Source organism: Algoriphagus pacificus, from assembly GCF_017254845.1.
Taxonomy (GTDB): domain Bacteria; phylum Bacteroidota; class Bacteroidia; order Cytophagales; family Cyclobacteriaceae; genus Algoriphagus; species Algoriphagus pacificus.
In genome coordinates, this window is record NZ_JAFKCU010000002.1 from 52,207 (window position 1) to 67,084 (window position 14,878).

12 protein-coding genes are annotated in these 14,878 nt (G+C 38.7%); 6 read left to right on the top strand and 6 right to left on the bottom strand.

Annotation, left to right across the window (positions count from 1 at the left end):
• Positions 1–231: 231 nt before the first annotated feature.
• The 3 genes from J0A69_RS07065 to J0A69_RS07075 all read right to left on the bottom strand — a co-directional run bounded on the left by J0A69_RS07065 (position 232) and on the right by J0A69_RS07075 (position 3,652).
• On the bottom strand, positions 232–1,008 hold the full coding sequence (locus tag J0A69_RS07065) for a hypothetical protein (RefSeq protein WP_206585870.1): 777 nt from the start codon (positions 1,006–1,008) through the stop codon (positions 232–234).
• A 178-nt stretch (positions 1,009–1,186) separates the two neighbouring features.
• A complete protein-coding gene (locus tag J0A69_RS07070) occupies positions 1,187–2,176 on the bottom strand; it encodes a hypothetical protein (RefSeq protein ID WP_206585871.1) in 990 nt (329 codons plus the stop codon).
• A 339-nt stretch (positions 2,177–2,515) separates the two neighbouring features.
• Positions 2,516–3,652, bottom strand: a complete 1,137-nt coding sequence (locus J0A69_RS07075; RefSeq protein ID WP_206585872.1) for a DUF4221 domain-containing protein — start codon at positions 3,650–3,652, stop codon at positions 2,516–2,518.
• A gap of 357 nt (positions 3,653–4,009) precedes the next feature.
• Between J0A69_RS07075 and J0A69_RS07080 the strand changes: the two genes are divergently transcribed.
• Positions 4,010–5,272, top strand: a complete 1,263-nt coding sequence (locus J0A69_RS07080; protein WP_206585873.1) for a TlpA family protein disulfide reductase — start codon at positions 4,010–4,012, stop codon at positions 5,270–5,272.
• A gap of 344 nt (positions 5,273–5,616) precedes the next feature.
• Here the strand turns inward: J0A69_RS07080 and J0A69_RS07085 are convergent, their stop codons facing one another.
• Positions 5,617–6,864 carry a metallophosphoesterase gene (locus J0A69_RS07085; RefSeq protein WP_206585874.1) on the bottom strand — a complete coding sequence of 416 codons (1,248 nt, stop codon included), beginning with the start codon at positions 6,862–6,864 and terminating at the stop codon, positions 5,617–5,619.
• Positions 6,865–7,557: 693 nt separating this feature from the next.
• Between J0A69_RS07085 and J0A69_RS07090 the strand changes: the two genes are divergently transcribed.
• Positions 7,558–8,862, top strand: a complete 1,305-nt coding sequence (locus J0A69_RS07090; protein WP_206585875.1) for a pyridoxal phosphate-dependent aminotransferase — start codon at positions 7,558–7,560, stop codon at positions 8,860–8,862.
• 117 nt (positions 8,863–8,979) lie between these two features.
• On the opposite strand, the gene J0A69_RS07095 is transcribed toward J0A69_RS07090, so the two are convergent.
• Positions 8,980–9,435: a four helix bundle protein gene (locus tag J0A69_RS07095; RefSeq protein WP_236032719.1), complete on the bottom strand. Its 456-nt coding sequence runs from the start codon at positions 9,433–9,435 to the stop codon at positions 8,980–8,982.
• 87 nt (positions 9,436–9,522) lie between these two features.
• Positions 9,523–10,464, bottom strand: coding sequence for a zinc dependent phospholipase C family protein (locus tag J0A69_RS07100; protein WP_236032721.1), 942 nt, complete (start codon positions 10,462–10,464; stop codon positions 9,523–9,525).
• A 210-nt stretch (positions 10,465–10,674) separates the two neighbouring features.
• Between J0A69_RS07100 and rpsT the strand changes: the two genes are divergently transcribed.
• The 4 genes from rpsT to pheT all read left to right on the top strand — a co-directional run bounded on the left by rpsT (position 10,675) and on the right by pheT (position 14,878).
• Positions 10,675–10,929 carry a 30S ribosomal protein S20 gene (rpsT, locus tag J0A69_RS07105; RefSeq protein ID WP_206585876.1) on the top strand — a complete coding sequence of 85 codons (255 nt, stop codon included), beginning with the start codon at positions 10,675–10,677 and terminating at the stop codon, positions 10,927–10,929.
• A gap of 97 nt (positions 10,930–11,026) precedes the next feature.
• On the top strand, positions 11,027–11,722 hold the full coding sequence (gene radC, locus J0A69_RS07110; RefSeq protein ID WP_206585877.1) for a RadC family protein: 696 nt from the start codon (positions 11,027–11,029) through the stop codon (positions 11,720–11,722).
• Positions 11,723–11,727: 5 nt separating this feature from the next.
• A complete protein-coding gene (locus J0A69_RS07115; protein ID WP_206585878.1) occupies positions 11,728–12,345 on the top strand; it encodes a DUF1684 domain-containing protein in 618 nt (205 codons plus the stop codon).
• Positions 12,346–12,463: 118 nt separating this feature from the next.
• Complete coding sequence (pheT, locus tag J0A69_RS07120) at positions 12,464–14,878, top strand: phenylalanine--tRNA ligase subunit beta (protein WP_206585879.1); 2,415 nt, start codon at positions 12,464–12,466, stop codon at positions 14,876–14,878.

The following is a 14,878-nucleotide window of genomic DNA, read 5'->3' on the forward strand; positions in this document are numbered from 1 at the left end:
GGACCACTTTTTTCAGCCTTCTGACCTACCTCCGGTAGGCAGGATTCAGCTTTCTGACTCTCATTTTTAGACCGCTGGCTGACATTTGCTACATCAAAGCAATGTGATTGTCAAAAGAATCAATATGGATGTCCACTTAGTCATTTTTCACATTGGGCATAACAACTGTCTGGCTATGCGCAGTGTCCCGAAGGGCATTGCGCATAGGTGTTGTTGCCGTGTCGTTATATTTTATTCAACAGCAACAACTGACCAATCTTCATCAGGTGATTTATTAACATAAATCGTCCGTTCAATAAATTTTTTTTCTCCTTTTATAATCAGGTTAAAAGCAGCAGAACCATAAGTTCCATTTGAATCTGTAGTGCTCTGAATACTGCCGCTTGGTAGAATTGTATGTCCTTTGACTTCCCCAATTTCAGATTTCAATTCACTATTGTTTTTCAAATAGGCTTTTGTTGCCTCATATGCATCACTGTTTGGTATTATCACCAACATTAAAACCTTAACAAATACGATAAAACCAATTAGCCAAAAACCAATATGGCTCCAGATATTTTTAAGATTTTTGTTCTTTCTTGTAGTTATGTCCTTTCTAAGAAATATTGCTAACGATACTAGCAGAAGAGTAAATCCAAGTGATTTACTTTCCCAAAAGAAGTACAGATCAACCATTCTAACAAGGTAACCGAAGACTACTAAGCAGATTGAAACTCCAAATATCGCTTTAATCTTAGTGTCAAGTTCCGATAATAAGTCAATGTAATATTGCTCTATCGAGTTGCTACCATCTTTATTTACTATTTGGTTATGATCTCTTTTAATTATCAGTTTTCGTCCTTTTGTTAAGTATAGAATTGGGCCAATAATCGCAACCATGGAAATAATTATCCAAAGTCCTTTAGAACCATTGAAATCATTACTAATGATCTGAAAAATGGCAACAAAAGTTGTTAATAAGGAACCGAAACAGATAACGAAAAAAATTAAGCCTAAAGCTACTTCCATATTGTATCGTAAATTATCAAGGTTAATGCGCGTCAACGGTTACATGTATGAAACGTTGGGGATTGCGGGCTTCGTCACTTTCTGCCGTTGCAAAAGCTGATGCGGGGCAGATAACCTCAAGTAACCACTTAAACCCCAATGTTTTATACATGATGTTAGCAGTAGGCATTTGGTTCTCCTATTTTTTGTCGTCAAAGTAATCTATTTTCCCAATTTTCCCTTTTATGAAATCTAAGTGTTCAGCCTCTCCTTGTACCTTGTCGGCAGTTGTTGTCATCCCTATTCCTAAAGTGATTTGTTCTGCTTCAAGGTCGAATATAATTTTATTTACTGCTTCTTGTTGTTTATAGTATTGGTATGCAATTTCTTCAACTTCAGCTAGAGTAATTTCGGAAATAATAAATCTATGGATTACCCTATTTCTGTCATCATATAATTTAAACAATTCATCATAAACTGTTTGGTCTATAATTCCTAAGTCAAGTGCTTTCTTGTAAATGTCCTTTTCTGATTTCTTTTTGTCAGTAAGCCCTTGATAAATCCATTCAATTTCAATGTCGCTATTTCCGTTAATCAGTTGGTTTTTTAAAATAATTCCGATTCGTAATAATGCATCAATCTGATTCGCTAATATGCAAGTTGCTTCAATAAATGCTTTATTCTTAACTGCTTTGCTTAGAATTAAAGCAGTTGCTCCAACTCCTTGTAAAAACATCTCAAACCGATATGAATTGATTGTCTCAATGCTTTTTCCAGTTTCAATTATTTTAAATTCTTTCATTATCGAATGAACTAACAGTACTTTATCTTCGATTGAACGACTGTCAAGTTCAGGATCGGTATTGTTTGGGTGAGTAAGAGTGAAGAATACTGCTTTGTCAGCATATAATTTGGTCCAAGTCTTCGTTGTAAATTCTTTATCTCCACTGTCAGGGAGATAATAGAAGTCTTCATCTCCTATTTTTGTCGTGGGTAATGATTTCAGAAAACTCTCAAAGTTAGCTTTCTTTTCATCAGTGTCTAACTTATTTATAGAAAGTTGAAAAGCGTCAGATTTCCAAATTTCATACTCTTGAAATGTGTGAACTTTTCCATCTTTTATCGAGTATCTCCAAGTTATTGGAACTTTGATTTCAAATGTGCCTTTTTCGTCAATAAATCGTCTCATATTTTTCTTTTTTTTATGCTTACTGCTAACACCTCACTAAACCTTAGTATTCCGAGTCTATAGCGTTTATATCGCTTTTATCCACAGGTGTATCAGGTGATGTAGAAACCAAATTAAGAATTTCGTCGATCCCATTAACTTGAATTGAAAATATTTTTAAAACCTCACCGCTGTCCTGAAAGCTATTGTTGAGATTGAACATTAGGTCTCCAAAATCAAGTATTAACATGTGCGTTATTTGGTTAAATCTTTCCAAAGCATTCCAAGGTCCAGCATCTTCGGATTTGCCTTTTCACAACAGACAGTTATTAGGAAAGAATTGAGTGGAAAATTGTCTTTTCATTGGTTATAGTTTGGTTTGACTCGAATAAATGCCATCTCATCATTTAGGTTGAGGTAGGAGTACAGAATGCCGTCCTTGAAAAAGGATTGATAATAAGAGTAGTCATATTCTACCTTTTCCTCATGCAATTGATTGAGATTGGAGTCAAAAATTGTCAGAACTGTTTTCATAGCAACAGAGTCTCCAATCATTCGATCCTTATCATAACTGAATCTCCAAAGTTTTTCATTCTGCTCGTCATACAGAAATTTGCCAAACTGTACTTCTTTAGAGTACTTATTGAAACTGGCTTCTCGATCTACATTGAGGTTAGATTCTTTTGTGGGCTTTCCTTTTTTTGCATCTGCTGTGAATTGAGAATGAAACACCTTATGAATTAAAGTGTCATATATCATGGCAAAGACAAATGCTTCATTATAAGCACTTGTGGATACAATTAGATTGCTTTTAGTTTTTGCGATATAAGATGATTCTCCTTTTTCAAAGCCATATTGGTTTTGTATAATAAACTGTTTGAGGCTACTAAGTTCAGGAATTAGGATTTTACGGATCGTGGAATTAACTAAATCAACCAATGCTAGACCTTTGGTTTCTCCGAGCTTCATGCCATCACCTTCCTTGTAGATTGCATAAAGATGAGATCCATCATCACTAACGACTGGGCCGTAATCGAAACGCTCTCCTTCATCCATCTTATCTCCATTAAGATTGTCAGGTCCGGTTTTGATAGTTTTCATTTCGGTCCTTAAAGAGTCAAAAATTCTATACTCATTCCAACCTTCTACCACCAACTCATTCTTCTGCGTAATACTTATCCCAAAAACTACTGGACCAATGCCTTTTGGACCTTCTTTTTCCATTGGTTCAATTTTGATCAACTCTAGCTTATCCAAGTCAATTATTTCCAGGTTTGGGGCAAATGAATTTAAGTTGTATAAAAACTTCTTGTCAGGAGAGACAGTAGAGGTGGCCAAATAGAACTCCATAAAGTAAAAGCTGTCCTTGAAATCAATTTGAACTGTGTCGATTTCAACAGAAAAAGTGAAAGGCTGGGCCTCTTCCATTATTTTTTCTTTTTCACCGTCACATGAGGCAAGGATAAAAAGTGCGATGATTGTAAATAATGTTCTCATGGATCTAAAAATTTAATGTGAGATCGGTAGGAAAACAAAGTTATCCAGGAGGGATATGATTTTAAAAGCGGTTGCGGAGTATTATGGGGTTTAGGAATAGAATGTCACACAAACGTTTTAGGTTTGTTGCGATGTAGCGGATTTTTCTACCTACACATCTTCAAATCTAGATAAATTATGAGGCATAAAACTAATTATATATTATTTATACTGGTATCGATAATCTTCTGGCATTGTTCCTCACGCGAAAATGTACCAGAAATTCGATTCGACCTATTTGGTAAAAGTAGGCTTACATTCTTCAATTCGAGTACCAAGCCCATTCAGATCCAATTTGAAAAGTGGTCAACAATTCCTATGGAAGTAGCAAATGTGGATACTCTAGTGAACCCCAAGGAAAGTATTGATATAGATCTTAAAAACCAAAGCATGGATTATATCCATTTGGCCATAAATCAACAAAGTGTCGATCTTTTTCTGATACCCGGTTCTTTGGACACTTTAACCTTTTTAGAGAATGACTCTATTGTTTTTTCAGGTGACCTAAGTACAATTAATTCGTTTTTGTTTCAAAACGTTAAGGAAAACCTAAGTTTTAGTCAATTAAATCACCTGACAGCGATGGCAACCCACGGTGAAAAAGATTTCATCCGTTTCAATGAAGTAAACGACTCTGTTTCAATTATTCAGCTGAATAACCTTGAGTTGAAGAGGTCCCAATTACCTAGTTGGTACGTGGATTTAGAAAAAGAGAGATTACACTACAGTGCTGTTGCAAACAAACTAAATAGCATTTCCTACAGAAAACATATGCTGAATTTTGAAGACGACCTACCTACTGATTTTTTGGAAGATTTGGTTAACTCCTTACCGTTAGAAAATGAAAAATTTATCGGCGAGTCAAGGTATATGCTATTCTTACACGAATACACGAATCTGAAAAATCGGGAAAAACATGAAACTAAGGTGAAAGTTGAAAAATCAGAAAAGCCCATTAGCATCTATATGGCCGAGGAAATCGATCAATTGTTTACCAGAAACGTAAAAGACGCTGTTCTGGCTTACCGTTTAAGCATGCTCCTAGAATCTTCCCGATCCGAATATGACTCTACGGTTTTGGAATATTTTTCCGATAATCAAATGAGAAATTTCATGAAAGAATATTTCTATTCCAGTGTTGAATTAAAGCCTGGAACTAAGATGCCATATTTTTATTTGGTCAACCAAAAAGGGGAAGATGTGGAATCAAATGATTATCTCGGAAATATAGTGTTGATTAATTTTTGGGCGGATTGGTGTAAACCATGTATAGTAGAATTTCCTCATGAAAATGCTTTAGTGGAAAAGTATAAAGGAAAACCTGTCAAAATAATTAATATAAATATTGAGTCTAAGCCTGAGCGATGGAAAGAATATATCTTGAGATATAGACTGAAAATGGACAACCTTTATGCAAACGAGATTTGGACCAAAAACCTTAAAACCAAGTATGATATATCGGGAATTCCACACTCGGTGCTTCTAGACTGGAACGGAAATGTCGTAGAAAATAAAACGAAAACAGCAAGCAGAGGGGTTGATGAATTGATTGATGAGCTTTTGAGGAAAATGGAGCTTTAGTGGAGAGAAACGGCTTGTCTGCAGATGGCAAATTGATCTGCCCCCTACTGGGTGTAGTCAAATTTTAAGTTGGACTGGGTGGGGTTTGTAACTCCACCCTCGTATCTTCACCAATTTGTAATTGGCTTTTTATATCTAATTCCAAGCCTTCTATTTTAAATATATACTATTTCCAGCTCTTCGAGTCCCGATAGCTATCGAGGATGAAATCTCGAAGCTTGATCGGGACATTTGTAATCTTAATAACCATATCCTTGCAAAATAACTCGGATTAGAAATTCTTAGAAATGGGTTCAGAATTACAAACACGATAAACATTTAGTGTTTTTTTTAGACTTTTCACTTCAGCTTTCTGACTTCCGCTTCAACTCCAATACCGTAATCTCCGGCCAAATACCAACTCTTCCCGGAAAGGCTAAAAATCCAAAGCCACGGTTCACATGTAAATAGCGCCCCAGATCTTCGTACAATCCGGCCCATTTCGGATAGCGAAGAGAGGCAGGGCTCCATTTGATAAAGCCTGGAATCTCGATGCCAAACTGCATCCCATGGGTATGCCCGCTCAAAGTCAAATGGATATGCTGTGGGTAATTCTTCACTTCCTCATCAAAATGAGAAGGATCATGACTCATCAATATCTTAAAACTTTTATCACTTAGGTTTGCGGCTGTTTTTGGTAAGTCTCCATATTGCGCAAATCCTTTACCCCAGTTCTCGACACCTAGCAAGTCAATACTTGCCACTTCCCCTTCGACTCCGCTCAGTGCAGGTTTTGTGATTTTGACATTTTCATTTCGCAAAAGTCGGAATCCTAATTCTTCTTGGATGTCGGCAAGGCGTTTCAGATTGGCAACCTTTGCTTCTTTGCTGGGCCAAGACATGTAATCTCCATAATCATGGTTGCCCAAAATGGAGTATTTGCCCATGGGAGCTCTTAGCTTTTTAAAAGTATCTACCCAAGGTTCCATTTCTCCGGCATGATTATTCACTAAATCACCTGTAAACAAAATCACATCGGATTCCTGCTGATTGATCAGGTCCACACCGTACTCCAGCTTTTCTTTATTGTCAAAACTTCCCGAATGGATATCCGAAATCTGGGTAATCCTAAAACCGTCAAATTCCTCCGGTAAATCATCAAATTCCAAGCTGTGCTTGACCACGCGGTAGCGATATTTGCCTATCAAGACCCCATGAAGAATTCCTAAAAATGGAACTGCAGAGAGAATCAAAGCAGTTTGACTGACGAATTTCCTGCGGTCTGGTAGAAAGTCACCTTCCCTACTTCCGGATACAGATTGATAAACCCCTGCTAAAAACCGTCCGATATCCTCTCCAAACATAAAGACAAGAACGATCAGTTTTGGGATCAAGGATAGCACCAAAAGGGAAATCATTCTTCCAAAATTCAGGCTGAGACTGCCCCGATCAAAGGTCAGGAACCCATAAGCCACAAAAAGGTAAACGATAATAGAAAATGCCCAAAAGACAATTTTTACCCAGCTTTGTTCTGGAAAAATTGTTTTGAAAGCCTGAAAGGAATACCAGTCGATCAGGAAGACGAATAGTAAAAGGAGGAGAATTCGGATCAATTTGAGGGGTGTTTGAAGCTAGGTAGCTGACAAAGAATAAACCTTTTACGGGCTAAAATACCTTATCGGTTGAAATAGTTTCAAAAATTTCAAAAACAAAGTTGGGGCTAGAAAATATGATGATCTTTTAATCCCTAGGTTGCGTCGTTCCTCCTTACCCAGGCCTGCCCGCCTTAGCGGGGCTATGATATTTGACCCTTTAAGGGTCAGACTCTAAACTATATTTTGACTGTGCGTTGGGCTGTCGCAGCAGCGGGGCAGGCTGTTGGCCATGTGCGGGTGAAGTCCCGCATAGCTATCGGGATGCTGCGACGAAGGCTTTTGGGTTACTTTTTGGCCGCCAAAAAGTGACGAAGTTAAAGTCTAAATAATATGAAAGAAAAGGTAGGGAATGTTGAGCATCGGAAGGAAAATGAATTACTAATAAGTAGAAAATACACTTTCTTCTGAAGAAATCAGTTTAAAGCCCGATTTGCTTTATAATTAAACTTAGGATAAAGTCCTCCTTTTTTATCACAATATTGTCCATGGTTCCAACTGTGGATTGATGGTCCAATCCATTAGGTTGGTAAAACCATTTTAATGTTTTGCATTTTTTGATTCATATTCTAAAATATCTCCCACAAACCGATTTTCATTTCTGTTTTTCGTTTCTTTACACCCGAATTATTTTGAATTCAGCCTAGCAAACCTATGAGACAGTTATTCCTTAGACCCGGAGCAGAAGAATTGACCTATGAGATTCGCGGTATCGTGAAAAAAGCTCGTCAAGTTGAAGCTTTGGGCTATGCCATGACCTGGGAAAATATCGGTGATCCTATCCAAAAGAGCAATCATGTGCCGGATTGGATGAAGGAGATCATTGCCGATTTATTGAAAGAAGATAAAACCTATGGATATGCTGATTCTAAAGGGGTTTTGGAAACACGGAAGTTTCTCGCCAATCTCAATAATGAAAGGGGAGGAACACAGATCAGTGCAGAAGATATTCTGTTTTTTAATGGGTTAGGAGATGCGATCGCCAAGCTTTACCAATTCCTGATCCCAACTGCTAGGATTATTGGACCTTCACCAGCATATTCTACACATAGCTCCGCGGAGGCTGCTCACGCAAATGCCGCACCGATCACATACAAACTTGATCCGGACAACCAATGGCTTCCGGATATGGAAGATTTATATCTGAAAGTTCGGTATAACCCATCGATAGTTGGGATCCTGATCATCAACCCGGATAATCCAACGGGCATGGTTTATCCCAAAGAGGTCTTGGAAGGTTTTGTGAAGATTGCAGAGGAGTTTAATCTTTTGCTGATCACGGATGAAATCTATCAAAACATCACCTACAACGGGATTACTGCTGTACCATTGGCAGATGTAATTGGTAAGCGACCTGCCATTTCATTAAAAGGAATTTCTAAGGAATTTCCATGGCCTGGGGCGAGATGTGGTTGGATGGAGTTTTATAATAGAGAATCCTCCAAAGAGTTCTCCAAGCTTTGTCAGACATTGGAAAATGCAAAAATGATAGAAGTTTGCTCTACCATTTTGCCACAGTTGGCCATTCCTAAAATCATGAAGCATCCGGCTTATTTTAAATATAGGGAGGAAGCAAATGACCAGATAGGAAAGCGAAGTGACTGGATGCGGGAGATCTTGGGAGATATCCCTGGTATCAAATTTAATCCTACTCAAGGTGCATTTTACAATACAATTGTCTTTGAAGAAGGAGTGTTGAAAGAGGGGCAATCTCTTCCGATTCAGGATGAAAAGTTACAGTCCTTACTCAATTCCTGGTTAGAGGAAAAAGGAATGCCTTTGGATAAGCGCTTTGTATATAATCTATTGGCTGCAGAACAGATTTGTGTGGTGCCGATATCATCCTTTTGTTCCGACTTGAGAGGTTTCCGTGTTACCCTTTTGGAAGAAAACGAAGAGGTGTTTAAGAATACGTTTAGAAGACTTGGGAAGGCGATTAGGGAGTATTTGAGGTCGTAGTGTGTAGTCGCAGTTTCCAGGCGCAGTGTTCAGTCTCGGTATCCAGTTGCAGTGAGCAGTCTCAGTAATCAGTCGCAGTTGGCAGTTCCTGACAATTACGAATGGTTTCCAATTAAACTATTTTGAGGAAACACCGAATTTTGAGGGATTAAATATCATATAGTTAATGAGTTTTCCTACTTCATTCGATTTTTGAGTTAATTCAAAATAAGTTTCATCACTCAAGTATTCACATGCGTGGGCAAAATCTAACCAGACACTTGTTTCACTGTTTTCCATGTCTGCATCGCTAAGCTTAGATTTAAAATGAGCTGGATAGATTCGTTTTCTATAGGATTCAGCAATACTTGCACATACTGACCTGCTTGATCTTCTGATTTGGTCCGTCAAAGAATATCTTTCTTCTTTGGGGAAATTTTTTGAGACATAGAAGATATTCATGGCCAATTCAAATCCCTTTTTGAATGCTAATAGTTCTTTGTAATCCATTTTTAAAAATTTTAATGATATAGAGTGGTGTTTATAATGTCTAATCCAACCGCTTGAAATAATTCTAAATGTTGTTTCTGCCAACTGCTTACTGAGACTGGCAACTGAACACTGCGACTGCCAAAAGCGACTGTCCACAGACTACTGAACACTGCCAACTGCGACTGCCAATTAATCTTTATGCTCTCTCACCTTCAATTCAGGTTTTGTTTTAAAATCTTCATCCTCTTCTATTTCTCCTTGGAGTAAACTCAAATCTGGCTGGCCGGCATTGATCCAGGCGGTAAACCAAAAGTCGGCGATCATTTTTATGGATTTTTTCATTTGGCGTTCGACTTGTCTGTCAAGGGCTTGAGCATAGGCTTCCGTAAATTCCAAGGAATACACACGCGTTGTGAGTCTATTACGCTCTTCAAAGCTGAATTTTTGATCTTCTGGGAATTCCTCTGTCAGTTTCTTTTCAAAAAATAAAACAGAATCAACTTGAATATGAGCTTGGAAGACAGCTTCCCAGATTGCTCGTTGAGGTTTTTCCAAATACTCAGCTTGACCTACCCAAAGACTAAAATCACTTGCCATCAATTCAGGGATTCTACTTTCCCAGAATCCATGAATTCCCTCTTGACCAGTCAATTGTCCATTATAATTCACGGTAGTATGCAAGGGCACATTCAAATCAGCCAGGTAATGCCCAAGATCTGCCGAAAGCCTTAAAATTGCGGGCTTATTTTTCTGCTGAAAAGCCTGGGTGAGGTTGATAAAGGTGAGATAGGCTGACCAAGGGCCGATTCCATTTGCACGCAGGCTGTCTTCTCCAAATTTTTCAAGGGCATCCTTCCAAAATTCAGGTAAGATATATTCGGCGCTGTCTCCATAAATATCCAGATCGATATAATGCTTTTCTGCCTCTCCGCTTACAGCATATCTTCTCCGGTCTGGATTCACAGCTTTTTCTGTAATAAACTGGATATGAGGTTTGTAAAAGGAAATAAGTTCAGGAGGAAGTGAATAAACAGCCATCCGATTGATAAGGGAGTGCGCATAGAAGCCCCAAGTGTCGAAGTTATTTGAAAGTAAAAAAAGCGGAAAAATAATAGCTGCTAAAAACCTCATGTTTGGAAATATTCAAAATTTTCAAAGTAGGAATCTTCAATAAATACCTATATTTGCGCCAGATTAGGCGAATAAGTGCAATTTTCGTAATTGAAAAAGCTCCTTATTCTGAGGAATCTGAAAAATTAATTGGCAGAGTTAATAATTTCTAATAACTTTGCACTCCAATTCGGAATAGGGGAACGTAAAGCATTTATTTAATAACGAGATATGGCAAATCACAAATCAGCACTTAAGAGAATTCGTGCAAACGAAGCGAAGCGTTTGAGAAACAGATACCAAGCCAAAACAACCAGAACTTTCATCAAAAGATTGAAAGCTACTACTGATAAAGTTGAAGCAAGCGAGCTTTACAAAAAAGTAGTTTCTATGTTGGATAAATTGGCGAAGAAGAATGTGATTCACAAAAACAACGCTAATAACAAGAAATCAAGATTGGCCAAGTTTGTTAACGCACTTAGCTAATCCTTAAAGATTTTATCTTTATAAAAAACCCTGCTTGTCAGGGTTTTTTTATTGGTTTTAAGTTAGTATTTTTAGTTGAACTTTTTTATCTGTTGAAATGGAAAAATTTTCGTCTCTTAAGATTTCTCAACTAGCCGAAGCCGATCGTCCCAGAGAAAAACTTTTATTAAAAGGTAAATCGGCCCTTTCTGATGCTGAGTTAATTGCCATTCTGATTGGCTCGGGGACACCCAGCATGAGTGCGGTGGATTTGTCTCGTTATATCCTCGCCAATGTGAACCATGATCTTTTTTCCTTGGCCAAAATGAGCATTCAGGATTTAAAGAAATTCAAAGGAATAGGTGAGGCCAAAGCTATTTCCATTATTGCTGCCTTGGAATTGGGAAGAAGGAGGAAGGAATCTGAACCTGTGACTAAACCAAAAATCACCTGTTCCCAGGATATTTACGAATTGATGAAATCCGATTTGGCGGATGAGCAAGTGGAATATTTTTATCTGATTTTGATGAATAGGTCCAATCACGTCATCAAAAAACATCTGATTTCCCAGGGAGGAACTGCTGGAACTGTAGTGGACTCAAAATTGGTGTTTAAGGCAGCTTTAGATCATTTGGCTCAATCAATTATTTTGGTGCATAATCATCCCAGTGGAAATCTGAAACCCTCCGAGCAGGATAAAAGATTGACCGAAAGACTGGTGAAAATCGGCCGGGAATTGGATTTGCCCGTATTGGATCATGTGATTTTTACGGATGTTGGCTACTTTAGCTTCGCCGATGAAGGAATGATCTGAAAAAAATGAAGCAAAAACATATTTTAACCTTATTGGTCGGAGTGGTCATATTGATCGCTGTGACCTATACCTTGACGAGTACAGAAAGCCCTGAAGCCTATCAGGAGAAAATTGAAGCGGAACGAGAAAGGCAATTCAAGTTTATCCGGTTTAATGCGGAATCTCCGCTTTCGGATGAACAAAAGCAGGCATTCACCAAATTGAATTTCTATCCCATCGATCCTGCTTATAAAGTGAAAGCATTGATGGTACCCATTGAAAATAAAAAAGTGAGGGAAGTGCCGCTGACTGATGGATCAAAAGAACGCTACATAGAGCATTCTTATGCCGAGTTTGAACTGGGTGGGAAGAAGCAGAAGTTATTGTTGCTACAATCAATGGATGAACCGGATAAACGAAATTTTTTCCTGGCTTTTGCCGATGAGACTAGCGGTCTGGAAACTTACGGAGGTGGGCGTTATATCAATGCCAGACAGGATGGCAAAACCAGTATTACGCTTGATTTTAACCTGGCTTACAATCCATATTGCGCATACAATCCTGATTATGCCTGTCCGCTCCCGCCAAAAGAGAATCTCATGGACATAGCAATTCCTGTGGGCGAGAAAAATTACGATAAATAGACTTTTTGCCTACAGCAATTCTCTTAAATTTGTACCTAATTCTAAATTAAACGGGGTTTTCGAACCCCTTTTGTTTATCCAGTCGAATCTGGGATTCGAAAGCAACGGCAAAATATTCATGAAAATATCAATAAACAGACTCAAAGCTCATCTGAACTTAACTGAAAGTCCAGAGGAAATTGCAGCCTTACTAACTAGATCCGGTTTGGAGGTAGAAGGAATAGAGGCATTTGAGTCCATCAAAGGAGCGCTGGAGGGAGTAGTCATCGGAGAGGTGCTTACTTGCGAAAAGCATCCGGATGCTGATAAATTAAGCTTGACCACAGTAGATATTGGAGAGGAAAACCCTTCTCAAATTGTTTGTGGTGCACCTAATGTAGCTAAAGGCCAAAAAGTTCTTGTTGCTAAAGTAGGAGCGACTATTTATCCTACTTCAGGAGATCCTTTGACCTTGAAAAAGGCAAAAATTAGAGGTCATGTGTCAGAGGGAATGATCTGTGCCGAAGACGAATTAGGCTTGGGAACTAGCCATGCTGGAATTATGGTGCTGGACACCACGCTTCCAAACGGAACTCCCGCATCCGAATTTTTGGAGATTTCCCAAGATGATGTGTTGGAAATTGGTCTGACTCCTAATAGAGCAGATGCAGCTTCCCATTTGGGAGTTGCCAGAGATTTGAAAGCTTTGCTTGGAAGAGATATCAATTTGCCAGCAGTTCCGGAATTCAAAATTGAAGCTTCAGCGCCAAGCATTTCAGTGGAGGTAGAGAATTCGGCTGATTGCCCACGTTATGCGGGGGTTGTGATCACGGATCTTAAAGTTGCACCTTCGCCAACTTGGTTACAGAACTTTCTGAAATCATTGGACCTAGAGCCAATCAACAATGTGGTGGACATCACCAATTTCATTTTGCATGATTTGGGACAACCACTTCACGCTTTTGATGCTGCCAAGATTTCTGAAGGGAAAATTATCGTAGGCAAACTTCCAAAGGATACGGAATTCATCACGCTGGATGAGAAAAAGCGAAAGCTTTCAGGCGAGGAATTGATGATCAAAGATCCAAAAGGAGGCTTATGTATTGCAGGGATTTTTGGTGGGGATGAGTCGGGAGTTTCTGATGAAACAACCACTATTTTCTTGGAATCAGCTTATTTCTCTCCGGATATTATCAGAAAAGGAAGTCAGTTCCATGGTTTGAAAACCGACGCCTCTTTCAGATTTGAAAGAGGAACTGATCCAAATATGCCAGTGTATGCTTTGAAGCAAGCTGTGAAATTACTTCAGGAAATTGCCGGGGGTAAAGTAGCTTCTGAAATCATTGATGTCTATCCAGAACCGATTCAGGATTTCGTGATTGATGTGGAATATGGGCATGTGAACCGATTGATTGGTAAGAAAATAGATCCTTCCGAGGTGAAATCTATTTTGGAAAGCCTGGAGATAAAAGTTGAAAATGAAACTGAAAAAGGTTTTACTGCTATCGCTAAGCCGTATCGCGTAGACGTAACCCGTGAGGCTGACATAATCGAAGAAATCCTCAGAATTCATGGATTTCATCAGGTTTTGCTATCAGAAAATCTTAAAACGGATTTCCTGGCAGAGCATCCTGTGAAAGATCTGAACAAACTTCAGTACCGATTGACAGAAATCCTTTCAGGACAGGGTTATTTTGAGATTATCACTAACAGTTTGACTAAACCTGCCTATGCAGAAAAGTCAGGTTTTCTGGATGCTGCAAAAAGCGTAGAGATCTACAATAAACTCAGCGAGGATCTAGGTGTCATGCGACAGACTTTGCTTTTCACAGGTTTGGAGGTTTTGGCACGTAATATCAATAGAAGGCAGACTGATCTAAAGACTTTTGAGTTTGGGACAGTTTACCAAAAGCAAGAAGAAGGGTACAAGGAGGAGAGGAAACTCGCATTATTCCTGTCAGGGAATAGATCTTCTGAAAGCTGGTTAGAGCCGGCGAGACCATTTGGTTTTGCAGATCTGTATTCTACCGTAGAGAAATTACTGGAGAAACTTAATATATCTGTGGGTGATATCAGCATGGTAGAGTCAGCTCCATTTGCTTATGGGCTGAAATTGATGCTTGGCCAAAAGGAAATCGGAACGATTGGATTACTGGATGATAAGATTTTGAAGCTTGCGGAAGTAAGACAGGATGTGTTCTTCGCAGAATTGGATTGGGACTTGCTTTGCAAAAAAGCCAGTGGTCTAAAAAGCTACCAGGAGATCTCCAAATTCCCAGAGGTTAGAAGAGATTTATCCTTGGTTATTGACAAATCTGTGAGCTTTGATCAGGTAAAATCTGTAGGAATTAAGTTCGGAGGAAAATTATTACAAAGAATTGGCGTTTTTGATGTATACCAAGGTGATAAGATTGAAGCAGGTAAAAAGGCATATGCTTTGAGTTTTCACCTACAGGATCAGGAAAATACCCTGACTGATAAGGTAATTGACAAAACAATGAGTAAATTGATTCAAGCCTTTGAAAACGAAGTAGGTGCCTTGATCCGTACTTAG

What these genes read in the sequence shown, in the direction of transcription:
- J0A69_RS07065 (WP_206585870.1), bottom strand. Translation starts at nt 1,008, where the DNA reads ATGGAAGTAGCTTTAGGCTTAATTTTTTTCGTTATCTGTTTCGGTTCC.
- J0A69_RS07070 (WP_206585871.1), bottom strand. Translation starts at nt 2,176, where the DNA reads ATGAGACGATTTATTGACGAAAAAGGCACATTTGAAATCAAAGTTCCA.
- J0A69_RS07075 (WP_206585872.1), bottom strand. Translation starts at nt 3,652, where the DNA reads ATGAGAACATTATTTACAATCATCGCACTTTTTATCCTTGCCTCATGT.
- J0A69_RS07080 (WP_206585873.1), top strand. Translation starts at nt 4,010, where the DNA reads ATGGAAGTAGCAAATGTGGATACTCTAGTGAACCCCAAGGAAAGTATT.
- J0A69_RS07090 (WP_206585875.1), top strand. Translation starts at nt 7,558, where the DNA reads ATGAGACAGTTATTCCTTAGACCCGGAGCAGAAGAATTGACCTATGAG.
- J0A69_RS07100 (WP_236032721.1), bottom strand. Translation starts at nt 10,464, where the DNA reads ATGAGGTTTTTAGCAGCTATTATTTTTCCGCTTTTTTTACTTTCAAAT.
- rpsT (WP_206585876.1), top strand. Translation starts at nt 10,675, where the DNA reads ATGGCAAATCACAAATCAGCACTTAAGAGAATTCGTGCAAACGAAGCG.
- radC (WP_206585877.1), top strand. Translation starts at nt 11,027, where the DNA reads ATGGAAAAATTTTCGTCTCTTAAGATTTCTCAACTAGCCGAAGCCGAT.
- J0A69_RS07115 (WP_206585878.1), top strand. Translation starts at nt 11,728, where the DNA reads ATGAAGCAAAAACATATTTTAACCTTATTGGTCGGAGTGGTCATATTG.
- pheT (WP_206585879.1), top strand. Translation starts at nt 12,464, where the DNA reads ATGAAAATATCAATAAACAGACTCAAAGCTCATCTGAACTTAACTGAA.